The sequence below is a fragment of the Bacillus salacetis genome, assembly GCF_049177075.1.
Lineage (GTDB): Bacteria > Bacillota > Bacilli > Bacillales > Bacillaceae_B > Rossellomorea > Rossellomorea salacetis_A.
On record NZ_CP185377.1, the window covers coordinates 2752792 to 2773911 of the forward strand.

A 21120-nucleotide genomic window follows, 5' to 3' on the forward strand; every position below is an offset into this window, starting at 1 on the left:
TTGAAGTCCGACTCTTTTCTCTTTAGACAATTTTGCACTCGCTATAATTCTTAACGCTTCGGCGGGTTTTTAAACGCATGGAAAACGTCTTCAATAAAGTTTCGATAGTTGAAATTGACCGCCACATTATGGACTTTCCATCCCTCTTTTTCACTGCTATCCCTGAAATCTCCAGAGCTTTGTCCAAAGGTTGTTCCAAGATTCACTTCAATTTTTACCGGTACTTGAACAAATTCCATTTCCGAACCGGGTTCAAGGGCCCAGACAGCAAGCAGATCATGAAGAGGACTTCCTTTAATTTCAGGATAGGTTTTTTTATAGAAGTTCTGATAATAATCAACCAACGGTTTTATAATCGCCCCCACCTGATCACCTGTCTGTTTGAAATACACATCGAGATCATTAATCATTTCCGGGGTGAAGATAGCATACTTGGTTACATCCAGCGGAATGATGTACGTTGGTTTTGGCGAGAGCTGCAACACAATATTAGCCGCATAAGGATCCCCATAGATATTTGCTTCAGCAACAGGTGTTATATTTCCAGGAACCCCAAACGCCCCTCCCATAATATAAAAATCATTTACAAGCTTCATTGTTTCGGGATAGAGAATGAAGGCAGTCGCCAATGAAGTCAGCCGCCCTGCACTGAAAATAGTGATATCATGCTGATATTTCGCAATGATTTCCCTTACTTCAAAAAAGTTCTCCAATAACGTTTCCTGGGCCTCATGGTTTTCCGGAATAATGGGGCCAAGCCCTGCAACTCCATGTATCTCGGGAAAATACTGCGGCAGGTCTCCGGTAAGGGGAGACACTGCTCCTCCGATGACCGGCCTTACAGCACCAGTCAACTTTTGGAGATAAGCAACGTTTTTTAGAGCTGATTCCTTAGACACATTCCCATAATCAGCAACGATGCCAACTATCTCAATTTCATCATTGTAATAAGCATAGAGAAGAGCAATCACGTCATCAACACCGAAGTCTGAGAAAAGCAGTACTTTTTTTCTAGCCAACCGGCAGCACTCCTAACCTTTGATATAAAAACAGGTTCTTGAGCCTATCAGAAACCTTGACAAATTCTTAACAATTCAGCACTTTTGCCCCTGAACAGACCTGTCCCTGTTATGATAGAAGCAATAAATAAAGGAAGTGATCATACCTCATGCAAAAAGGGATAGCTTTATATATTGTTAGTCTGGCAGTCCTGATGTTATTCATATCAGGGTGCAGTTCTGCCGAGGAAAATACCGCAAACCAAGAAAAAGACGAACACGGGCATCAACATGAACAACTGGCAAATGGGGATATCAGGGAAGAGACCGGCGGAGCAGATCAACTCCCCTCATTCCTCGATGATAAGGATGATAATATCAAGCTTGTCTATGCATCCGCAGCTCAAAACCCGGATTTACTCCAATACATCCCATGTTATTGCGGCTGCGGTGAATCAGCAGGACACATGAATAACCTGAATTGCTTTGTTCATAAAATTGATGGGGACAAAGTAATCTGGGATGATCATGGTACAAGATGCCTTGCCTGCTTGGAGATTGCAGCCGAATCCATTGTGATGTATGAAAAAGGGGAGTCCATAAAAGATATACGAAACTATATTGATGAAAAATATAAAGAAGGTTATGCGAAGCCAACACCGACACCAATGCCTTCTTAAACATTAAAAAGGAAGGGTCCAACACGGACCCTTCCTTTTTCCATTATTCAGTATAATACATGAACCCTATTGCCCCTGGGCCTGTATGTGTGCCGATAATTGGGGTGGTGTCGACGATTTCGATCGCGTCATACCCTGTTAATTCAACGATCCTGCTTTTTAATTTCTGTGCAAGGTCAAGGCCATCCGCATGCACCAGGCCTACTCCACGAATCGTTTTGCCTTTTACATCTTCCACAAATTGGCCGGCCAGGTATTTAACCACTTGAGAATGGCTGCGTACTTTTGCAACGGGAGTATATTCCCCTCCCTCCAAGGAGGCTATCGGTTTAATATTCAGGAGAGATCCGATTAAAGCTCTCCCCTTACCAATTCTCCCTCCTTTGACCAAGTTCTCCAATGTATCAACGACCACAAACAGGTTGGTTGCATTTTTTATTTCTTCCACCCTTTGTAAAATATCTTCAAGGCTTTTTCCTTCAACAGCCATTTTAGCTGCTTCGATGACTTGGAAAGAAAGGGCTTTCGAGATATAACGAGAGTCAATCACTTTGACATCTGATGAACTCATTTCGGCCGCACTCTCTGCCGATCTGACGGTACCGCTCATGCCACCGGTCATATGTATAGAAAGCACGGTGCTGCCATCGCTGCCTAATTCATCATACAATTTGGCAAACTCACCCGCCGGCGGCTGGGAACTTTTTGGAAGTTCCTTTGATTGCTTCATCTTCTCCATAAACATTTTTGGCGTCAGGTCGACCCTGTCCAGGAAAGTCTCACCTTCAATAGAAATAGAAAGCGGCACAACATGGATACCATATTTTTCAATCTCTTCACTAGAAAGGTCGACTGTCGAGTCCGTTACAATTTTTATTTGTTTCATTACTACACATCCTTGTTTTGCATATGCTTGTATTATACCTTGATATGCAACCGTTTTAAAATATTAAATAAAAAAGAAGCAGCAGCGCTGGACTGTGCTTCCGATGACAAAAACAATTCAAGCATTATTTTTTAATTCTAAGGAATGATAAATACTTTGGTATTCCGGCCACTTCAGATGTTTTTTTAAGTAATCTCGAAAACTGAAGACTTTTTTCTTTGGTCTTCGGTAAATTTCCGACATGAACATCTGGAGCCTCAAATTGACTTTAAAGTAGAGCGGGTTATCCTGGGCCAATACTGGAATGTCTGAGATCCTTACCTTCTGTCCATAACCATTTTTGAACTCAAGGCTTTTTAGTAACACAATATCAATCCTCTTTTTCACCCGTTTATACTTATATTATACCCCATATTGAATCAAAACAGATGGGTTGTTCTTGGAATTTTCCAAATTTCTTATGACAAATTCTCCAATGGTTCTACACAGGCCTCGAAGTCATTGCGGGGAGAATTAACTTCTTGGGAAACCATATATTTTATCATCATGTCAGAAGGAAAAGGCTTTAATAGCTGCCTGACCTCATTAAAAGAGAATTCCTCTGTTGAAAGCCATCTGTTGATACTGTCTTCGCCTTTAAGTATGACAGGCATCCTGTCATGTACAGGACTCACAAGTTCATTGGCTTCCGTGGTAATGATAGTGGATGAAAACACTGATGAACCTTTGCTTTCCTGCTTGTCCCAAAGTCCTGCGAACGCAAAGGGCTCTTTATCCTTCATCATAAAACGGTAAGGCTGTTTTTCACCCTCCTTTCTCTCCCACTCATAAAAACTGTCAGCCAACACAGCTGTTCTCCTTTTATTCAACAGATGCTTAAAGCTTGCCTTTTCTTCCAGTGACTCACTTCGGGCATTAATCAGCGGCTTCCATTTCCGCTGATCCTTTACCCAGGAAGGGACAAGCCCCCATTGGATAGGACCTGCTTTTCTTTTTCCCTTATTCGATATAAGTGAAAGTACCATTTGGGAAGGTGCAACATTATAACGGGGTTCCCATTCATCGACCAGCTCATCTATGAGGAACTGCTCAATCAATTCTTCAAAAGGGACAGTAAGTGTAAATCTTCCACACAAGAGTATCGCCTTCCTTTCAATTTGATTTTCACTTAAGTGATCATTGTATGTAATTTTATTTATAACACATATTATATAAGACTTTTTTGAACATCCCCAAATCAAACAAATGGAGGCTGTAAAAGATGGATTTTGAACTGAGAGCTATAGACAGTGAAATACCGGTTGTTGTCACAATCGACCCCGATAACGGCATTTATACAATCAGAAATAGTGATACCAGCGGAGAAGTCTTCAACACGGCGGATGAACTTCTTTCCTGGTACAAAACAAGTATGGGACCGGAAAACTTCATCTCTTCATCTGATTATGAGGAAGGATTGCAATGGATTAAACAAATGGCTCGCTAAGGATGGTCTCCTGCAGACTTAAGGTACTCATCAATACATGTAAATTGACAATCTATTATTTGCCATAATTCGAGCGGCGTATTATGATTAAAACAAGAAATAGGAAATGAAAAAGGAGGGACCTTTGGTTGGCCTTTGATTATACAAACTGGAAAGAAGAAATAGCTAACGCCATCACTCACGGAATCGGTTTTCTCCTGAGTATCCCTGCTCTTGTGATGTTGATTTTAGCTGCAGTTGAAAAAGGGACCGCATGGCACATTGTAAGTTATACGATTTTTGGGGTTTCAATGCTCCTCCTATACTTATTTTCCACCATGCTTCACAGTTGCAGACCTTCTAGGTTAAAGAAATTATTCGCCATCCTTGACCACTCAGCGATTTATCTCCTGATCGCCGGAACCTATACACCATTTATGCTAGTCAGCTTTCGTACGCCTTTAGGCTGGACCATATTCGGTATCATATGGGGATTGGCCATTGCCGGCATCGTTTTTAAATGTTACTTTGTGGATAAATATCAAATCATCTCCACCCTTGTATATCTCTTAATGGGATGGCTGATTATCATTGCCATTAAACCTTTATACGAAATCCTGAGCCCCTCCGGATTTTCCCTGCTATTAATGGGCGGTATCTTTTATTCCATCGGAGCTGTTTTTTATGTTTGGAACAAGCTGCCGTTCAATCACGCGATCTGGCATGTTTTTGTTTTAGCAGGAAGTTCATTCATGTATTTTTGTGTATTGTTTTATGTATAATAGCTGATAAAAAAAGACCCTGGGAACGATTGAGTCCCCAGGGTCTTACTTTTAGATTTTAATTAGGATACAAGTTTCACAAGCATATGAGAAAGCATATGCTGTTCTTCTTTGTTCCCGGCTTTCCATAGTTCATATAAAAGTTTTTCTTCACGGTTTTTCGGTTCTTCATGGTTTGCAAGATAATCTCCGACTTTTTGAGCTGCTCTCGCTTTCTGTTCTTCGTTCAATCCAAGCTTATCAGCTTTGTCCACTTTGTCTCCCAAGTAACTTTTGAAACTTTCGAAGTTGGACAGAATGTCTTCTTTTTTATCCTCTGACATATCTGATAGACGATCTTCTACCTTGTTACCCATTTTGCTGTCATTTGTATTGTGTTCCATTCTCTCTCATCTCCTTAAGATTAATTGTTACAATGTCTGTATTCCCCGTGGGCTTAATAATAAACCAACAGCAGCACATCGCAAAAATCCCCTATGGAAATGACAAATCTCTAGGAAGCTTTAGTGATTGTGCCGGAGGATATGAGTCCCTGTATATCATCCGCTAATTCCCTCGGTGTCTTACCCTGGTATTCACCAGGCAAAACAGGCGGCAAAATGTTAATCGTAACAGATGCCGGTCTTAATCCTGCCCTCTGATTTTCAAAGATATCTGCTGTACCCTGGATATGGACCGGGATGATCGGCACTTCTGCATCCAATGCAATTCTGAAAGCGCCTGTCTTAAATGAATTGATCCCCTTTCCTTTGTTTCGGGTTCCCTCAGGAAAGATTACAAGGGAGTGGCCTTCCTTCAATTTGGTTATACACTCTCTTATGGAAAGGACAGACTGGCGTTTATTCTTCCGGTCGACAAAAACACAGTTCAGTACGGTCATCCACTGACTGATGACAGGTACTTTTTTGACTTCAATCTTTGACATGAAACCGAATGGTTTTTCAATATACCCCAAAAGGACAGGTATATCGAAATCTCCTTCATGATTGGAGACAAACAAAACCGGACCCTTTGGGATATTCCCTTCTCCTTTTAAGATTACGGTTGTCCCGGTCCTTACGATGATTCCTTTAGCCAACCTTTTCGCCATGGAATGCCTGATTGTATCTGACTCTTCTACATTCTCGATACTACTGACTTTTTTCACTCTTGCAAGGTTGGGAATACTATAAATGAGATATGAGACCATAAAAAAAAGAACATATACGAATCGAAACATGATGTAACCCCTTTCAAAATTCCTCCATATCATTATAGCTTTTTTCCTTCAAAAGTGACTGTTTTTTTACGATTTTTTATAAAGGTTGGTATTTTAAGATGGGGACTATTGATTTCCACTCCAGGTGCGTGACTCCGCGGGGCGTGCGGTGAGCCTCCTCGGCTGCGCCTGCGGGGTCTCACCTGTCACGCTGCTCCCGCAGGAGATCAAGCACCTTCCGTTCCAATCAACTTGTTAAATACAATAGTAGTGCTTATGTATTCTAAAAACCAAAACTTTTAGAAACCGACTTGAACCACCCTCCTATCTAAGGAGTGTAAGTATATCGTTCACTATTTATGAGTATCCAACATGCAAAAAGCTGGCAAGTTTGTTGATACTGCAACTCTTTTTGTTTTTAATTTTTAAAATATCAATTAAAAAAACTGGCAGATCAATGAAGTTCTGCCAGTTCTCAAATCATTATTTTTTTTCATATACTTCAAAGACATAGTGATGAGGATTCTGCTCATTTTGTATCCCCTGCTTTGTGGAGATCAGCTTGTAATCATCCCAGTTGAGTTCAGGAAAGTACGTGTCCCCTTCAAAGTTTTCAAAAATTCTCGTTACATAAAGCTTATCCGCATAAAGGATGAATTTCTTGAAAATTTCCGCACCGCCGGTTACCATAACCTCAACTTCTCTTTCCTCTGCATAATGAAGTACCTCTTCTACCTCATGGTAAATGATGCAGCCATCTGCTTCATATGAAACATCTCTTGTAAGAACGATATTTTCCCTGCCCGGAAGCGGTTTTCCAATCGACTCAAAAGTCTTTCTTCCCATCACAATCGGATGCCCCATTGTAGTCTCTTTAAAAAACTTCAAGTCCTCTGGAAGTCTCCATGGCAGCTTGTTTTCATGACCGATAACACCATTTTCATCCATGGCCCAAACAAATGAAATCATACACTCACAACTCCTTTAATATGCGGATGCGGATCGTAATCCTCAAGTGTAAAGTCATCAAAGCTGTAGCTAAAGATATCTTTGACTTCCTTATTGATACGAATGGAAGGAAGTGAACGCGGTTCTCTGGTTAATTGAAGCTTTACCTGTTCAAGATGATTTTGATAGATATGCACATCGCCGAAGGTATGGACGAATTCACCAGGTTCCAAGTCACATACATTTGCAATCATCATAGTTAATAATGCATAGGAAGCTATGTTGAAAGGAACGCCAAGGAATACATCCGCCGAGCGCTGATAAAGCTGGCAGGATAATTTTCCGTCAGCAACATAGAATTGAAATAGACAGTGACATGGCGGAAGTGCCATTTTATCTATTTCACCAACATTCCAAGCGTTTACAATCAATCTCCTGGAGTCAGGATTCTTCTTGATATTTTCAATCAGCTCAGAAATCTGGTCAATCGTTTCTCCTCCCGCTCCTTCCCATGAGCGCCACTGTTTACCGTAGACAGGGCCAAGATCACCTGTTTCATCTGCCCATTCATTCCAAATCCGGACACCATTTTCCTGAAGATATTTTACATTCGTATCACCATTAAGAAACCAAAGCAGTTCATGGACAATTGACTTCAAATGCAATTTCTTTGTCGTAAGCATCGGGAACCCTTCACTTAAATCAAAACGCATTTGATAACCAAAGGTGCTGATGGTTCCGGTGCCTGTCCGGTCGCCTTTTTCGGTGCCGTTTTTCAATACATGTTTACAAAGCTCAAGATATTGTTTCATGTCGTTCCCCTTTACATAGATTCCAATTCTTCGAAAAATTGGTGTGTCGCAGGCGCCTTTTCTTTCAACTCTTTATTTGTTTTCAAATTCAAAAAGTACATGGCGAACGTTTCTGCGAAATATTCCTCTTTATACTCCAGGAAATAAGGTTCTTCCGGGAAGAGGATGTGCGCCTCCTGTTTCCAGATGGCGGTGAACTTCATTTTATAATAGATTTCATCCAGGACATATCGATCGATGCTGTGCGCCAGTTCATGAAGCTCCAGATTGATAGAGCCATGCCCGGCCCCTTTTTCGCTATGCCCTATCTTAACCAAGACAAGCTGGGATCCCCCGATTCCGGGGACTTCATCCCAAGTTCTTTCTGTATTAGTGTACCCTCTCGGGGTGACACCTTTCAAGTGTTGAGTCGTAGGGAAACTTGTTAATTTGTCTTCGAACAAACGGACCATTATTCCTTCAGCTTTTACCTGCTGGAGAAGCCCAGTCGGCAAATGGTCGAGTCTGTAAATGATTTGCCTCGCTTCATCCTCATCGAAAGGATCTTGAGGCAAGAGGATGATTTCTTCTAAGATCTCGGATTGCAATGTAAGGTCTTTATTAATCGGGGCTTGATCCAGCAGCAGACCTGGATAATTAGCAGAGGTATTTTGAAATATAAATAAGACTCCCGCACAGACAGCGGTGACGATCAATGAAATTTTTGCATACATTCAAGCGGTCACCCTTCCATTGCCAGAGACTATCATCAGATATCTTCATTTCAACTATGAAACTATTATAACATATATTACAATAATATTATTCTGTAAGATTTTTGAATAATTTAACTAGTCTGCTTGTTCATCGAGTATTTTAGTATAGTTTTAAACCACTTAATTTGCACATAAAAAAACAAGGGTTGCTTTACCCTTGTTTTCTATTATTCTAGGAAAGGCTGTTCCACTGCGGAGGAACATTTTTGTCCCAAAAGATATCCCCCAAGCTGTGATGTTCTTGAAAGTTATCTTTTCTGGTATGGTAGTGAAAGTTAAAATAGTAACCGTCCAGCGGCGGATGGTCTCTTCTGACATGGAAACGGATTATATCTTCCCCGCTGCGCTCATCATAGATATGAAAAATTTTTTCACTTTTTGCATAAGCTGGAACTTCGGAAATGGTCAGGTATGAAAGTTCATTTTCAGAAAAGTGCTTTGTTGTTTCCTCAATGGCAAGTTGAATTTTTGGCAGGATGATGGATTGGAATTCATTTTCAATCACCGGTTTAATCTTGCTGCCAAACTTCATATAAGCCTGGTGCTCTGCTTCGGAAGTCATCTTTTGAACGAAATGTCCATGATCAATTTCAGCCTCTTCCGCTATTTCAGTAACCTCTGTTTGGCTGTGCAGGCTTGAAGGGGCTTTACTGTCAGATTTATTTAAATTTTCATTTTCATTCAGAAATGCTTGCGAAGGGGTAACCAGCCCAAACGTTAAGATGGATACCAGGACGACAAAGGTTTTTCTCATCCAATTAGACATAGAGATTCTTCCTTTCTATATGTATCTCGTTTTCCATTATACATATATAGACGGCTAAATGGTCAAAAAGGTTTCGAAAATTTTATGAAGGATATTAATTGAGGAATATGGTACTATATTAAAAGAACTTGTATAGAGGAGGAGTATCATGAACGTCGATATAATGGTTAGTATCGGTTTCTTGCTTTTGCTGCTTTATTTTATTTCCCTTGCGATTACTGATTGATCAAAAATACTTAACTCGAAAACGGGATCTTGCTTATAGCGGGATCCCGTTATTCTTTTAAGTCTATCGAGCCATAATGAAACTTGGCTGATGGCCGCCTGTTCACCTGGAAGCCCAATTCTTCAAACAAGGGAGAATTATAGTGCTCTTTTAGAACAACCCTTTGCTTCGCCACCCGTTTCGCCTCTTCTATAGTCTCTTTGTCAACCGAATGATATATTGCCCATTTTCTCATAGGATTGATTCCTGCCGATGTTTCAATTGGATCTCCGAACATCGGATCAAAATAGACAACATCATAGCTCTCATCTTCTAATGATTTCAAAAATTCCAAGGCCGCTGCTTGGACAACCTCGACTCTCTCCATGGCTTCGTTCATTTCGGCCACCCCTGAATCCCATGCTTTCAAACCCTTTTTTATAATGAAAGATATGGGCATGCTTGCTTCTATACCGGTGACTTTCCCTTTTTTTCCTACCGCATGGCTCGCGACAATACTGTCGGATGCCATTCCCATTGTACAGTCCAAAAAGCTCATGCCTTCTGCGAGACCTGTGCTCTGGACAAGCGGATCCTGTCCGCCTTTCAATATCCGTTTCAAGCGAAAGGAAGCAGAGTTTGGATGAAAGAAGAATGGTTCATCAGAGTCTGAAGAAAACAACTCCATTCGTTCCTTGCCGACGACCAGTATGTCTTCACAGTATCTCTCCCTCAACCCCTTCACGGTTCTTTTTTCTCTATGTATGTAAGAAAGTCCCAATTCTTTTGCAGCGCCTTTTGCTTTTTCAATCATTTCATCATTGGTCCTGCCTGCCGTTGTAACTAACACGTTGTTACCCCCATTCTCTTTTGCACACAAGAAAATCCAGGGAGACAAAACTCTCTATTCTGTCTCACTGGATCTGCTGCTTACTGTTATTTTATCTTTTCAAGACCTGTTTTGATCTCAGCCATGATTTCTTCGATAGAATGATCTTCAATGTTTTCTCTTGGGATGAAATGTATAACTTCTTTTCCCTTCATAATCGCCATTGATGGGGAAGATGGCTCATAACCTTCGAAGTATTCCCGCATTTTCGCCGTCGCTTCCCGGTCCTGCCCTGCAAATACAGTCAGGAGCTGATCAGGCTGCACTTCGGAGTTTAACACAGCTTGTGTAGCCGCTGGTCTGGCCAATCCGGCAGCACATCCGCAGACAGAGTTCACGACAACGAATGAAATCCCTTCAGCATTTTCAATTGTCTGTTCAACATCTTCTTCTGTTAAAAGCTCTTTAAAACCGGCTTGTGTTAATTCTGCTCTCATCGGTTTCACGACTTGTTTCATGTATTCTTCATAAGCCATTGACATGGATATCCATCTCCTTTTAAATAATTTATTATTGCTTTCTGGCTTCCGTCATCTGCTTCCAGACAGAACCTTTTGCTGCCTCTCCGCCTTCGATTCTTTCGATTGCCATTTTCACTTGGAGTTTCACTTCAAATTCTGGATCGTCTTCTGCTTTTTTCAAGGCAGGCAGTACACTTTCGTCTCCTTCTTCATAAAGGAACATGGCTGCACGCCAACGGACAAGTTTACTTTTATCCTGAAGCGCTTCTGCCATTTCATCCATTGCCTCTTTGAAACCAAGATCAGACAAACAATCTCCTGCCGTCCTTCTGACTGTCACGGTCTTATCTTGTAAACCTTTATACAATAAAGGCAGTACCTTTTTGTCTTCAATCATCCCGATATAGACCACGGCAAGCCTCCGGATGGATGCTTTCTCATCTTCCAGGGCTTTCTCGAGCAGCGGAAGGTCATCGAGTTCAGGATCTTTCATACTGTCAAGCAGCTGATACCTTGTTTGCCAATCAGGAGCATTAAATTCCTCTACCGTGACTTTTTTACCGCTTTTTAACGTCTTTTCTTCACTGCCGTCCGGATTCACCGCTTTTTTAACAAGGGAGTCTATGCGGTCCTGAGGATAAGCTGCCATCAGCTCTTCAACTACACTTTGACCGATTTCATCCAGTTCCCCGTACCGGGCTCCCTGATCCTTCCACTTACGGAGAAGAACAACATTGTCGCCTTCCATTTGTGCTTCTCCTACAGCTTTAACAAATCGCTCGGGCAAGGAAAAACGTTTCTCTTCAGAATCTGTTGTCAGCTTCACCTGCATGGGAATTCCTTTGAATTCCTGAACACTCACCGCAACTTCCCCAAAGTGCTCATCAGCTTGTGCTGCCTGATCTTCAATTTCGGCATCTTCCCCAAATGCTTTCCTTACTCTCGGGAGGAGTTCCTGCCAGTCGAATTTAGCATTTCTCTCAATGGCCAGAAAGTCAGCCACATGATATACACCTTTGATGCCTTCAATTTCAAGGATATCTCTTATACGTTTTGGTGCTGAAGCCGCATCCTCTTTTTTATAATTATTGCTTTTTCCGCCAGCCATTTCTTCATCAAGGATGATTTTCATTGTATTCGGACTTGGCGTTGGTTCAATTGATTTGATTCTCATAGGTCTTGACCCCTTTCTAAGTCCCCTGATATTGCTTCCATTTTAACATAGACAGAAGACTAGCCTAATTAATGTGCTTACCCCTCTGCAATTTCTGAGAGATAGGACCAGCGCTCGATCAATGTTTCCAATGAAGTATTGTATTCTTCAATTTGTTCCATCAGCTTTTGTGCCTTTTCAAAATCGCTTCCCACAGTTTCCAGCTCTGACTGTGCCGCTTCCAGCTTTTCCTCTGTTTCTGCGATTCTGTCATCGATTGATTCCCATTCTCTTTTCTCGTTATAAGTCATACGCTTTTTCTTTTCAGAAGGAGCCGGCTTAGCTGCAGCCTGTTTTTCAACAGGTTTCTTTTCTTTCGGCTCTGCTGTTTCCTCAGCTTTTTGTGTCAGATACTCAGAGTATTCACCTAAATATGTTCCTATATGACCGCTGCCTTCAAAGACCAGGAGCTGGGCTGCTGTCTTATCCAGGAAATAACGATCATGCGAAACAGTAATGACGACCCCTGAGAAATCGGAAATATAGTCTTCGAGTACTGTCAATGTCTCTGTATCAAGGTCATTGGTCGGCTCATCCAATAGAAGCACATTCGGCTTGGTCATCAGCAGCTTCAAAAGGAAAAGCCTTCTTTTTTCCCCGCCCGAAAGTTTCCTTATCAGAGTCCCATGAGATTGGGTCGGGAATAAGAAACGTTCAAGCATACTGGCTGCGGATATCTGGTCTCCGCTGTCAGTGGTAATGACATCAGCGGATTCCCTGATATATTCAATCATTCTTTTATTTTCATCCATCTCTTCATGGCCCTGTGTATAATAGGCAATCTTAACGGTCTGACCTTGCGTCAGCTCACCAGAATCCAGTCCGTCCACGCCGGCAAGGATATTAAGGAATGTCGATTTTCCGCTCCCATTTCTCCCCACAATGCCGATTCTGTCACCAGGCTTGATCAAATAATCAAATTGGTCGAGTATAACCTGTCCAGGATACTTCTTGGATGCATCTTTAAATTCAAAAACCTGCTTACCGAGGCGGCTCCCTGAAAGAGACATATCGATTCCATCATTTGCTGCAGAAGAGATCATGTTGTCCTCAAGGTTTTCGAAGCGCTGGATTCTTGCTTTCTGCTTGGTGCTCCGAGCTTTTGCTCCCCGTCTCATCCAGGCAAGTTCCCTGCGGTATAAGTTCCTTTGCTTTTCAGCCATTTGCTTTTCCTGTACATCTCGTTCGGCTTTTGCTTCAATGAAAGCCTGATAGTTCCCCTTATAGGAATAAAGATTTCCTCCATCAAGTTCAAAAATCCTATTGGTCACACGATCAAGGAAGTACCTGTCATGCGTAACGAGAAGAACGGCGCCTTGATACTTGGATAGGTAGTCTTCAAGCCATTTGATTGATTGGTAATCAAGGTGGTTGGTAGGCTCATCGAGAATGAGCAGATCCGGTGTTTCAATCAACACCTGGGCGAGGGCTACACGTTTCTTCTGCCCTCCTGAAAGTTGTCCCACTTTTGTAAAGAATTGAGAAATCCCCAGTTTTGTTAAAACAGCTTTTGCATTCGCATTGGCATCCCAAGCATTATGAATTTCCATCTGCCTTTGAGCTTCAAAAAGCTTTTCCTGATTCTTTACATTTTCGGGGTCTGACTCCAGTTGAAGCAAAGCAGTCTCATACTCCCGCATCACTTTAATGACTGCCGCATCACTTTGGAAGACCTGGCTGATTACTGTTAAATCCGGATCAAGTTCAGGTTCCTGTGCCAGGTAGGAAATGACATAATCGTTCGGCTTCGTCATGTCGCCGCTGTCTGCATCATCCAGTCCGGCAATGATTTTAAGAAGACTGGATTTTCCCGTTCCGTTCACTCCGATCAATCCTGCCCTTTCCTTTTCAGTTATAGTAAAACCGATATTTTTGAAAAGGGTCTTTTCCCCGTATGATTTTGTTATATTTTCAACCGTTAACATTCTCATTGATGACCATTCCATTCTGTATAAAATTGCTTTAGAAAGAGTTCCATGAACTCATGTCTTTCTTCTGCGACCTGTTTCCCAGTTTTTGTACACATGAGATCTTTCAGCAGCAACAATTTTTCATAAAAATGATGTATTGTCGATGTTTTGCCGATCCGATATTCCTCCCTGGTCATATTTTCTCTGACCTGTAGGGTGGGATCATATAGTGGATTGCCTTTCTTGCCTCCATATGCAAAAGTGCGGGCAATACCGATGGCTCCCATGGCATCAAGCCTGTCTGCATCCCTTACTGCCCTCGCCTCAAGCGAGTCAAGCTGCGCTTCATTTCCGCCTCTGAAAGAGATGTTCATAATGATATCGATAATTTTCTCTTTTTCTTCATTATGTAATTCTATACTATTTAAAATTCTATGTAACCTTACCCGGCCTTCATGTTCACTCTCATTCAATTTATCGTCGGCAACATCATGCAGGAGCGCCGCTGCTTCAATGATATCCAAATGGGGGCTTCCTTCTTTTCTTCCTATATAAAGCGCGAGGTTCCGCACTCTGTCTATATGATGCCAGTCGTGGCCGCTTGCATCTTTGGCGTGCACCCCTTTTACCTGTTCCTCAATGAAGCGGATGGTTGATTGATCCATAGCGCCCTCCCCTTTTTACTCTATTTTAACAGAATGATGTATCTATATCATGACAACAAAAAAAGAGGGATAGCCCCTCACTAAAACTCACTCCGCAAACCAGCTGATTCCCAATGTATTTTCCCCTGCATGAACCCCGATGACAGCACCAAGTTCATGGGAGGAGAATTTGATTTCCGGATACTTTCCTGAAAGGTCGTTGACCCATGAATCCGCCTCGTCTTTATTCAATCCATACAGGATATAGACTTCTTTAATGTCCTTGGTTTTCAGGGCCTGGTCTAAATAATCTTTCATTCTGCTGTACCCTTTTGGGGTGCTTCTTACTTTCTCTTCAACCTCTAGCTTTCCGTCTTTTATCGCAAGGATTGGTTTGATTTTCAAAACCGACCCAAGGAAGAAAGAGACTCCGTTCATCCTGCCGCTTTTATGAAGCTGTTCAAGACTTCCAACCATCACAAATGTCTCACCTGTATTGATCTTTGTTAAGAGGTCCCTTTCGATGTCAGAGGGATGCATGCCATTCTCTGAAGCTTTGATGCCTTCTAATATCAACTTAGTTAAAGGGTAAGATAATATCTTTGAATCTATGACGGTAACCGGGATATCTACCAGTTGGGCTGCCTGCTGTGCAGAAGAAAACGTCCCGCTGAAGGCAGCAGATACGTGAATGGAAATTATATGATCATATTCATCTTGCAGTTTCGTATATAACTCTTGAAAGATCCCGATTGAAGGCTGAGAGGTCTTGGCATCCGCCCCATTTTCTTTCAATAATTCAAAAAGGTCCTGCGGAAATAAATCAACACCATCTTTATACTCCTTTTTTCCAATCAGGATATTCATTGGAACCACATATACATCTTGATTTCTGTCAAAATCATCAACGCTGCATGCTGTACTGTCTGTTACCCATGCAATCTTCAAATCCCTCATCCCCTTTTTTCTATATGTATGTCCGATATATATCCGGCTATGAATCGCTCAGAATAATTGCAGTAATGAATTTTCTATATGTACTACAACTTCCTCCAAGTCATCCACCATTTCTTCTGTAATGATCCGGTTGAAGTTCACAATTCCCTGATGAAGGAATGGCTGGCTGGTGGAAGTAATTTCACGCCACTCGATATCCCGCTTCGGCCCCCACCAATTTTCAATTCCAGCCATAACAGAATCAGTAAAGCTGCTTCCTTTTGATTGATACTGAACCTGAAGCATTGCTCCTGGCTCCAATCCCTGTTTCGGGTAAGCTTCTGCATTCCACTCCTTTATACCGGCAGACAGGGTCACCATTACGGTAACTCCGTCTTTAACCGGGTTGGAAAGGGTCAGGGAATATCTCCTCTCTAAGCTTGCAAGGTCTATAATATCCTCTCTGTTTGTCACCTTCAATGATCCCATTATATCGAGTTCATACAATGCTCCCTGTAAAACAACTTTCAGGTTTTCATAAGCTGTTGGATCAAACATCGCCCGTTTCTCCCTTCGGAAACTTCCTAGTATAGCCCACTTACATTTCCATTTTCATCGACATCCATTCCATATGCAGCTGGTTTTTTGGGAAGGCCCGGCATGGTCATCACTTCACCTGTCAGGGCTACAATGAATCCGGCGCCAATCTTTGGGCGGAGCTCTCTTATATGAATCGAGAAGTCTCTTGGTCTGCCGAGCTTCTTGGCATCATCTGAAAGTGAGTATTGGGTCTTTGCCATGCAAACCGGCAAACTGCCCCAGCCAAGATCCTTAATCTCTTTCAGCTGCTTTTCCGCTTTTGTTGAGAATTCAACTTCACTGGCTCCGTATACGTTGAATGCAACCGTTCTGATTTTATCTTCGATACTGACCTGTTTATCATACAATCTCTTGAAAGATTTTTCGTCATTTTCAATTATGCTGACCACTTTCCCAGCCAAGTCCTCTCCGCCTTTTCCTCCGTTTTCCCAAACTTCAGTCAAGGACACGGCTGCCCCGTTGTTCTCACACCAGTTAAACAGATAAGAAAGTTCTGCTTCTGAATCAGTCATGAACTTATTGATGGCAATAACAAAAGGAACACCAAATAATCGAATGGTTTCCATATGCTTCTGCAAGTTTTCAAGGCCCTTTTCCAGGGCAGGCAGATTTTCATTGGCCAGATCTGCTTTATCCTGTCCGCCATGCATTTTTAACGCTCTCACGGTTGCGACTAATACCACTGCATCCGGACTGGCACCAAGCGCCTCTGTTTTAATGTTCATAAATTTCTCAGCACCTAAGTCAGCGCCAAATCCTGATTCAGTCACAACATAATCTGTAAGTTTTAAAGCGGTTCGCGTAGCTATCACAGAATTGCAGCCATGGGCAATGTTTGCAAACGGACCGCCATGAACAAGAGCAGGGGTATGTTCGATGGTTTGGACAAGGTTCGGTTTCAACGCATCTTTCAAAAGCAGCGCCAATGCCCCTTGAGCACCGATGTCTTCAACGGTTACCGGTTCTTTATGGATTGTATATGCTACAATCATCCTGCCCAGGCGCTTCTTCAAATCATTAAGATCGTTAGCCAGGCATAGGACGGCCATGATTTCAGAAGCAACAGTAATATCAAACCCGTCTTCCCTCGGCACCCCCTGAACTGGTCCTCCTAAACCGATGACAATCTGCCTGAGCGCCCGGTCATTTATGTCCAGTGCCCTCTTCCATGTAATACGTCTTTGATCGATCTCAAGGTCATTCCCCTGATGGATGTGATTATCAATCATTGCCGCCAATGCATTATTTGCAGTGGTAATCGCATGAATGTCCCCCGTAAAATGAAGGTTGATATCTTCCATTGGCAGCACTTGTGCATACCCGCCGCCTGCTGCACCGCCCTTGATGCCCATCGTTGGTCCCAGTGAAGGTTCCCTTAAAGCAATCATCGTCTTTTTACCGATGGAATTAAGCGCATCCCCCAAACCCACCGTAACGGTTGACTTCCCTTCCCCGGCCGGTGTCGGATTAATGGAAGTGACAAGGATCAGTTTACCGTCGGGCCTGTCCTCCAGTTTTTTTATAGATTCATACGACAACTTCGCTTTATACCTTCCATATAAATCGATATCTTCTTCCATCAGCCCCAGTGAATTTGCTATGTCCTTGATAGGAAGCATTTCAGCCTCCTGGGCGATTTCAATGTCTGTTGGCACTTTTTTTCGTTGATTCATTCCGAGACCTCCTAAACACATAACTTTTTTGCGTACTTTATGTAAAAAAATTTATTTGTAAACTACTGAAAATTCATCCTTGATACATTTATACAGAATGACCATATAAAAGTCCATATATAACAAAGGCTATGCGCTCGCTGTTAGGTATTTATCATCGAAACCCCCCTCCCTAAAGAGGAAGGGGGGTTCCCAATGAACTGCTGAAAAGAATCAGGATTGCTGCTCACTGTAGTAGACTTCTTCAAACGGCTGAACCACGACAAATCCATTTCCTTCAAATTTCATCTGGATGGATTCCCCGCTTCCCCTGCCAAAGAATGTTTTCAATGAAACATCTGTAACGAAATCCGGCTGCAGATCCCCTGACCATGCAACAGTGGCATTTGGGTCGGTATAGACCGGATTCCCCGGTTTCACCAAAAGCGTCAATGGTTCGTAATGCGAGGTGATGGCAACCATACCAGAGCCTTCAATGCGGACATTGAACAGGCCTCCCGCCATCATTCCCGCAACTTTCCTCATCAGTTTAATATCCCATTTCAAACCTGGTTGAAAGGCGAGCAAGTCATTTCCATTTACGTAGATTGCTTCATTGTGCAGATGCAGGATAGAGATTTTTTTGCCTTGATCAGCCAGGTAGAGCTTTCCTTGACCATTTGCCTTCATTAAGGAAGTCCCTTCTCCCGTCAGGGCTTTTTTGAATAATTTGCCCAATCCGTGTTCAAGGACCCCTTCCCTTTCAAACTTGATCGCACCTCTGTAGGAAACCATGGAGCCCATTTTGGCCCAAACATCTCCATCCAGGTTTATCTCCAGCATTCTTGGTGTTTCCAGTTCGAACAGCCCTTCTCCTTTATCCTCTTGCTGGGTTTGCTTGATAAATTCATCAATTGAAAAACGCTGGTTCACTCTAATCCCTCCACATCGGCTTGAGTTTTTCTGAACATGAACAATGTCATGAATGTCAATGCTTGTTTCAGCTCCTGAGACAGATTATTGGTAAGTTTTTCTGAAACACCTTTTTTGAACACCCATGTCTCATCCTCTTTTACCAATCCATTTTCATTGGCCAGTTTCTCCAGCTCCCATGGCATCATGGTATTGCAAATGACATCTTCGCCATAAAGCCGCGGATATGAATTTTCCCGTGGATGGGCAGTGGGCCCAAGGATCCCAATACATACCCTCCCATCCTCTCTTACGACTTCTGAAATCTGTTTTAAAGCATGCAATGGATCTTCCGTCCATTCCAGGGAATTAATCATCATGACTGCATCAAACTGCCCTTTTTCAAACGGAGGATGCGATAGGTCTCCTTTTACAAAATCTAATCCCTCCTTTTCTTGTTTTCTTGCAAACTCGACCATTTTCTCAGAAAGGTCCATCCCCGTTACTTCATATCCTTCTTGGTTCAATAAATAAGAGCCGAATCCGTCTCCGCACCCGAGGTCTGCAACTTTACTGCCTTGCGGAACATTTTTCACCACAAATGGCACGATATCTTTCCTGCTGCCTTCTGTCCACATATTGACGCTTTTGCTGTGCCAATTACTGGCGTTATGATCCCACCGCTCCTGCGCACTTTCATGCCATTCTCTCTTTTCCATTCTTCCACCTTCTTCGCTGAACATTATGTATATAACCTATATATTATTCTCTTCTCACCCTAACGCAAAAAGTCCTGCTTTCAAAGGAGTGATAAAAAGTTTATTTTTATTAACATTTGCCCGATTCCTTCTTAAACTTTGGATTTTTGACCATACTAGGCTTGAGATTATTTGTAAAGGGGTACGCAAATGGAGGAAATCACTAAAATCCAGCGAAATCATGATGGGCAGATTATCAGTTTTCAAACCTCAACCGGCAGGATCATTTCATATCAAAAGGCTGTAATGGAAGCTCAAGAAGGGGTATTATCAGGGGTAAGCATTGAATTTGACGGGGAAGGAACTTCCCAGCTCGCTAACAGCTTCAATGGGGATGTTACCTTCTCTGAACTGCCTGAAATATTTTAAGGACCCATTGCTGGTGAATAGGAATCATGAAAAAAAGGACGATTGGATAATCGTCCTTTTTTTCATTCGCTTTCATTCTTTGCTTGTATCTGCCTTAACTTCTTCAGAAGGTCTTCATTCTCTTCAAACAACTGAACAAGGTCTCCGATCCTGTCGATGGAATCCCAGCTTAAATGGTGTTCTATCCCCTCAACATCCTCGTAAATGTTTTCTTCCTTCACTCCAATTATATTCAGGAATTGTTCCAGCAGCTCATGCCTGAAAACAAGCCGTTTCCCGATTTTGTTCCCTTTGGCAGTCAAAATAAGCCCTCTGTATTTTTCATATATCAGGTAATCATCTTTATCAAGTTTCTGTACCATTTTGGTTACTGAGGAGGGATGGACTGACAGTGCATCGGCAATATCTGAAACCCTGGCATATCCTTTATTATCGATCAATAAATAAATTTGTTCTATATAATCCTCCATACTCGGCGTTGGCATATTGAACCCTCCACATTGGTAAATATCATTAAAAGTTTACTATATATACCGGTTGAATACAACTGAAACCGATTGATCAGCCAATTCCCTATACTGTTATGATGCGTTTTTCCCATGTCAGGCAAGCCCATGATACTTGATATGAAACCGTTTAAATTTTCTTACAAAAACTACGCTAACTTCCTTGACTATGTCAAAGGCGGTATTGTATATTTAAGACATCATTTAACAGAATTCTATGTCCTCTTCTTGGAATGGCAAAAGGTTCTTATAATGATAATATTTCCAGGAGCACAAAAGTGTGCTTGAAAGATTTAGGAGGAACAGTATTATGCAAAACGGTAAAGTAAAATGGTTCAACAATGAAAAAGGTTTTGGATTCATCGAAGTAGAAGGCGGAGACGATGTATTTGTTCACTTCACTGCTATCCAAGGTGAAGGTTTCAAGTCATTAGAAGAAGGTCAAGAAGTTTCTTTCGAAATCGTAGAAGGCAACCGCGGACCTCAAGCTGCTAACGTAACTAAACTATAATTCGGACTATAATAGATAAAAGAAGCTGTCTTTGACAGCTTCTTTTTTTATGTTTAAATACGCTTTATGTCAGGTTTTTCCCGAGCTCTTTTATTTTTTGTCCGACCGTGCATTTTTCAATACAAAACCGGTGGGCATAATTCTTGCCATGTTCTTTTCTGAAATGTGCTTTTAACAGGCAGTCTTCACAGTAGGTTCCAAGTATTTCGTCCAGTTTCCCGATGACTTGAATTCGCTCCAAAGTTACATCACCTTTCCTATATC

Annotated in this window: 27 protein-coding genes; 5 read left to right on the top strand and 22 right to left on the bottom strand. The window is 42.1% G+C overall.

Annotation, left to right across the window (positions count from 1 at the left end; translation table 11 throughout):
• Positions 1 to 50 precede the first annotated feature (50 nt).
• Positions 51 to 1019 (bottom strand): nucleoside hydrolase, encoded by a 969-nt coding sequence (locus ACOJQI_RS14400; protein WP_421379024.1) that lies wholly within the window; start codon positions 1017 to 1019, stop codon positions 51 to 53.
• Between the two features lie 149 nt (positions 1020 to 1168).
• Here ACOJQI_RS14400 and ACOJQI_RS14405 point away from each other — a divergent pair, with 149 nt between their 5' ends.
• The gene (locus tag ACOJQI_RS14405; protein ID WP_421379026.1) at positions 1169 to 1678 is read left to right on the top strand and encodes a PCYCGC motif-containing (lipo)protein; all 510 of its coding nucleotides are present in this window, start codon (positions 1169 to 1171) and stop codon (positions 1676 to 1678) included.
• Between the two features lie 43 nt (positions 1679 to 1721).
• On the opposite strand, the gene ACOJQI_RS14410 is transcribed toward ACOJQI_RS14405, so the two are convergent.
• The 3 genes from ACOJQI_RS14410 to ACOJQI_RS14420 form a co-directional block, all read right to left on the bottom strand.
• Complete coding sequence (locus ACOJQI_RS14410) at positions 1722 to 2564, bottom strand: DegV family protein (RefSeq protein WP_421379028.1); 843 nt, start codon at positions 2562 to 2564, stop codon at positions 1722 to 1724.
• A gap of 117 nt (positions 2565 to 2681) precedes the next feature.
• Positions 2682 to 2930, bottom strand: coding sequence for a DUF2535 family protein (locus ACOJQI_RS14415; protein WP_421379030.1), 249 nt, complete (start codon positions 2928 to 2930; stop codon positions 2682 to 2684).
• Positions 2931 to 3022: 92 nt separating this feature from the next.
• Positions 3023 to 3700 (bottom strand): SOS response-associated peptidase, encoded by a 678-nt coding sequence (locus ACOJQI_RS14420; RefSeq protein ID WP_421379032.1) that lies wholly within the window; start codon positions 3698 to 3700, stop codon positions 3023 to 3025.
• Positions 3701 to 3825: 125 nt separating this feature from the next.
• Between ACOJQI_RS14420 and ACOJQI_RS14425 the strand changes: the two genes are divergently transcribed.
• The gene (locus ACOJQI_RS14425; protein WP_421379034.1) at positions 3826 to 4050 is read left to right on the top strand and encodes a hypothetical protein; all 225 of its coding nucleotides are present in this window, start codon (positions 3826 to 3828) and stop codon (positions 4048 to 4050) included.
• Positions 4051 to 4178: 128 nt separating this feature from the next.
• A complete protein-coding gene (gene trhA, locus ACOJQI_RS14430; RefSeq protein ID WP_421379036.1) occupies positions 4179 to 4811 on the top strand; it encodes a PAQR family membrane homeostasis protein TrhA in 633 nt (210 codons plus the stop codon).
• 62 nt (positions 4812 to 4873) lie between these two features.
• On the opposite strand, the gene ACOJQI_RS14435 is transcribed toward trhA, so the two are convergent.
• The 16 genes from ACOJQI_RS14435 to ACOJQI_RS14510 all read right to left on the bottom strand — a co-directional run bounded on the left by ACOJQI_RS14435 (position 4874) and on the right by ACOJQI_RS14510 (position 19431).
• On the bottom strand, positions 4874 to 5194 hold the full coding sequence (locus tag ACOJQI_RS14435; RefSeq protein WP_421379038.1) for a DUF3243 domain-containing protein: 321 nt from the start codon (positions 5192 to 5194) through the stop codon (positions 4874 to 4876).
• Positions 5195 to 5304: 110 nt separating this feature from the next.
• Positions 5305 to 6030 (bottom strand): lysophospholipid acyltransferase family protein, encoded by a 726-nt coding sequence (locus ACOJQI_RS14440; RefSeq protein ID WP_421379040.1) that lies wholly within the window; start codon positions 6028 to 6030, stop codon positions 5305 to 5307.
• A 462-nt stretch (positions 6031 to 6492) separates the two neighbouring features.
• Positions 6493 to 6978 carry a dihydrofolate reductase gene (locus tag ACOJQI_RS14445; protein WP_421379042.1) on the bottom strand — a complete coding sequence of 162 codons (486 nt, stop codon included), beginning with the start codon at positions 6976 to 6978 and terminating at the stop codon, positions 6493 to 6495.
• Positions 6975 to 7769 (bottom strand): thymidylate synthase, encoded by a 795-nt coding sequence (locus ACOJQI_RS14450; protein ID WP_421379044.1) that lies wholly within the window; start codon positions 7767 to 7769, stop codon positions 6975 to 6977. Before ACOJQI_RS14450 ends, ACOJQI_RS14445 begins: the two co-directional genes overlap by 4 nt.
• An 11-nt stretch (positions 7770 to 7780) precedes the next feature.
• Positions 7781 to 8482 carry an anthrax toxin lethal factor-related metalloendopeptidase gene (locus ACOJQI_RS14455; RefSeq protein WP_421379046.1) on the bottom strand — a complete coding sequence of 234 codons (702 nt, stop codon included), beginning with the start codon at positions 8480 to 8482 and terminating at the stop codon, positions 7781 to 7783.
• 214 nt (positions 8483 to 8696) lie between these two features.
• Positions 8697 to 9290 (bottom strand): YpjP family protein, encoded by a 594-nt coding sequence (locus tag ACOJQI_RS14460; protein WP_421379048.1) that lies wholly within the window; start codon positions 9288 to 9290, stop codon positions 8697 to 8699.
• Positions 9291 to 9565: 275 nt separating this feature from the next.
• On the bottom strand, positions 9566 to 10345 hold the full coding sequence (locus ACOJQI_RS14465) for a class I SAM-dependent methyltransferase (protein ID WP_421379050.1): 780 nt from the start codon (positions 10343 to 10345) through the stop codon (positions 9566 to 9568).
• A gap of 86 nt (positions 10346 to 10431) precedes the next feature.
• A complete protein-coding gene (locus ACOJQI_RS14470) occupies positions 10432 to 10866 on the bottom strand; it encodes a BrxA/BrxB family bacilliredoxin (protein WP_421379053.1) in 435 nt (144 codons plus the stop codon).
• Between the two features lie 28 nt (positions 10867 to 10894).
• Entirely contained in the window at positions 10895 to 12019 is a 1125-nt protein-coding gene (locus ACOJQI_RS14475) for a conserved virulence factor C family protein (RefSeq protein WP_421379055.1), read from the bottom strand.
• Between the two features lie 77 nt (positions 12020 to 12096).
• Complete coding sequence (locus ACOJQI_RS14480; RefSeq protein ID WP_421379057.1) at positions 12097 to 13989, bottom strand: ABC-F family ATP-binding cassette domain-containing protein; 1893 nt, start codon at positions 13987 to 13989, stop codon at positions 12097 to 12099.
• On the bottom strand, positions 13986 to 14633 hold the full coding sequence (locus tag ACOJQI_RS14485) for an HD domain-containing protein (RefSeq protein ID WP_421379059.1): 648 nt from the start codon (positions 14631 to 14633) through the stop codon (positions 13986 to 13988). The genes ACOJQI_RS14480 and ACOJQI_RS14485 overlap by 4 nt, the downstream gene beginning before the upstream one ends.
• An 87-nt stretch (positions 14634 to 14720) precedes the next feature.
• Positions 14721 to 15569 carry a DegV family protein gene (locus ACOJQI_RS14490; RefSeq protein ID WP_421379062.1) on the bottom strand — a complete coding sequence of 283 codons (849 nt, stop codon included), beginning with the start codon at positions 15567 to 15569 and terminating at the stop codon, positions 14721 to 14723.
• A gap of 48 nt (positions 15570 to 15617) precedes the next feature.
• Positions 15618 to 16106, bottom strand: coding sequence for a hypothetical protein (locus ACOJQI_RS14495; RefSeq protein ID WP_421379064.1), 489 nt, complete (start codon positions 16104 to 16106; stop codon positions 15618 to 15620).
• Between the two features lie 26 nt (positions 16107 to 16132).
• Entirely contained in the window at positions 16133 to 17821 is a 1689-nt protein-coding gene (locus ACOJQI_RS14500; RefSeq protein ID WP_421379066.1) for a formate--tetrahydrofolate ligase, read from the bottom strand.
• A 213-nt stretch (positions 17822 to 18034) separates the two neighbouring features.
• Complete coding sequence (locus ACOJQI_RS14505) at positions 18035 to 18733, bottom strand: AIM24 family protein (protein WP_421379068.1); 699 nt, start codon at positions 18731 to 18733, stop codon at positions 18035 to 18037.
• Positions 18730 to 19431: a class I SAM-dependent methyltransferase gene (locus ACOJQI_RS14510; protein WP_421379071.1), complete on the bottom strand. Its 702-nt coding sequence runs from the start codon at positions 19429 to 19431 to the stop codon at positions 18730 to 18732. The genes ACOJQI_RS14505 and ACOJQI_RS14510 overlap by 4 nt, the downstream gene beginning before the upstream one ends.
• A gap of 189 nt (positions 19432 to 19620) precedes the next feature.
• Between ACOJQI_RS14510 and ACOJQI_RS14515 the strand changes: the two genes are divergently transcribed.
• A complete protein-coding gene (locus tag ACOJQI_RS14515) occupies positions 19621 to 19839 on the top strand; it encodes a DUF3892 domain-containing protein (protein WP_421379073.1) in 219 nt (72 codons plus the stop codon).
• A 62-nt stretch (positions 19840 to 19901) separates the two neighbouring features.
• On the opposite strand, the gene mntR is transcribed toward ACOJQI_RS14515, so the two are convergent.
• Positions 19902 to 20324 (bottom strand): transcriptional regulator MntR, encoded by a 423-nt coding sequence (gene mntR, locus ACOJQI_RS14520; RefSeq protein ID WP_421379075.1) that lies wholly within the window; start codon positions 20322 to 20324, stop codon positions 19902 to 19904.
• 331 nt (positions 20325 to 20655) lie between these two features.
• On the opposite strand from mntR, the gene cspD reads away from it, so the two are divergent.
• The gene (cspD, locus tag ACOJQI_RS14525; RefSeq protein WP_113929350.1) at positions 20656 to 20856 is read left to right on the top strand and encodes a cold-shock protein CspD; all 201 of its coding nucleotides are present in this window, start codon (positions 20656 to 20658) and stop codon (positions 20854 to 20856) included.
• Between the two features lie 64 nt (positions 20857 to 20920).
• On the opposite strand, the gene ACOJQI_RS14530 is transcribed toward cspD, so the two are convergent.
• Positions 20921 to 21097: a zinc-finger domain-containing protein gene (locus ACOJQI_RS14530; protein ID WP_421379078.1), complete on the bottom strand. Its 177-nt coding sequence runs from the start codon at positions 21095 to 21097 to the stop codon at positions 20921 to 20923.
• Between the last annotated feature and the right edge of the window lie 23 nt (positions 21098 to 21120).

What these genes read in the sequence shown, in the direction of transcription:
- ACOJQI_RS14470 (WP_421379053.1), bottom strand. Translation starts at nt 10,866, where the DNA reads ATGTCAATGGCTTATGAAGAATACATGAAACAAGTCGTGAAACCGATG.
- ACOJQI_RS14435 (WP_421379038.1), bottom strand. Translation starts at nt 5,194, where the DNA reads ATGGAACACAATACAAATGACAGCAAAATGGGTAACAAGGTAGAAGAT.
- ACOJQI_RS14490 (WP_421379062.1), bottom strand. Translation starts at nt 15,569, where the DNA reads ATGAGGGATTTGAAGATTGCATGGGTAACAGACAGTACAGCATGCAGC.
- ACOJQI_RS14515 (WP_421379073.1), top strand. Translation starts at nt 19,621, where the DNA reads ATGGAGGAAATCACTAAAATCCAGCGAAATCATGATGGGCAGATTATC.
- ACOJQI_RS14405 (WP_421379026.1), top strand. Translation starts at nt 1,169, where the DNA reads ATGCAAAAAGGGATAGCTTTATATATTGTTAGTCTGGCAGTCCTGATG.
- ACOJQI_RS14495 (WP_421379064.1), bottom strand. Translation starts at nt 16,106, where the DNA reads ATGTTTGATCCAACAGCTTATGAAAACCTGAAAGTTGTTTTACAGGGA.
- ACOJQI_RS14410 (WP_421379028.1), bottom strand. Translation starts at nt 2,564, where the DNA reads ATGAAACAAATAAAAATTGTAACGGACTCGACAGTCGACCTTTCTAGT.
- ACOJQI_RS14510 (WP_421379071.1), bottom strand. Translation starts at nt 19,431, where the DNA reads ATGGAAAAGAGAGAATGGCATGAAAGTGCGCAGGAGCGGTGGGATCAT.
- ACOJQI_RS14475 (WP_421379055.1), bottom strand. Translation starts at nt 12,019, where the DNA reads ATGAGAATCAAATCAATTGAACCAACGCCAAGTCCGAATACAATGAAA.
- ACOJQI_RS14485 (WP_421379059.1), bottom strand. Translation starts at nt 14,633, where the DNA reads ATGGATCAATCAACCATCCGCTTCATTGAGGAACAGGTAAAAGGGGTG.
- ACOJQI_RS14445 (WP_421379042.1), bottom strand. Translation starts at nt 6,978, where the DNA reads ATGATTTCATTTGTTTGGGCCATGGATGAAAATGGTGTTATCGGTCAT.
- ACOJQI_RS14455 (WP_421379046.1), bottom strand. Translation starts at nt 8,482, where the DNA reads ATGTATGCAAAAATTTCATTGATCGTCACCGCTGTCTGTGCGGGAGTC.
- ACOJQI_RS14480 (WP_421379057.1), bottom strand. Translation starts at nt 13,989, where the DNA reads ATGAGAATGTTAACGGTTGAAAATATAACAAAATCATACGGGGAAAAG.
- ACOJQI_RS14440 (WP_421379040.1), bottom strand. Translation starts at nt 6,030, where the DNA reads ATGTTTCGATTCGTATATGTTCTTTTTTTTATGGTCTCATATCTCATT.
- ACOJQI_RS14460 (WP_421379048.1), bottom strand. Translation starts at nt 9,290, where the DNA reads ATGTCTAATTGGATGAGAAAAACCTTTGTCGTCCTGGTATCCATCTTA.
- mntR (WP_421379075.1), bottom strand. Translation starts at nt 20,324, where the DNA reads ATGCCAACGCCGAGTATGGAGGATTATATAGAACAAATTTATTTATTG.
- ACOJQI_RS14500 (WP_421379066.1), bottom strand. Translation starts at nt 17,821, where the DNA reads ATGAATCAACGAAAAAAAGTGCCAACAGACATTGAAATCGCCCAGGAG.
- cspD (WP_113929350.1), top strand. Translation starts at nt 20,656, where the DNA reads ATGCAAAACGGTAAAGTAAAATGGTTCAACAATGAAAAAGGTTTTGGA.
- ACOJQI_RS14450 (WP_421379044.1), bottom strand. Translation starts at nt 7,769, where the DNA reads ATGAAACAATATCTTGAGCTTTGTAAACATGTATTGAAAAACGGCACC.
- ACOJQI_RS14425 (WP_421379034.1), top strand. Translation starts at nt 3,826, where the DNA reads ATGGATTTTGAACTGAGAGCTATAGACAGTGAAATACCGGTTGTTGTC.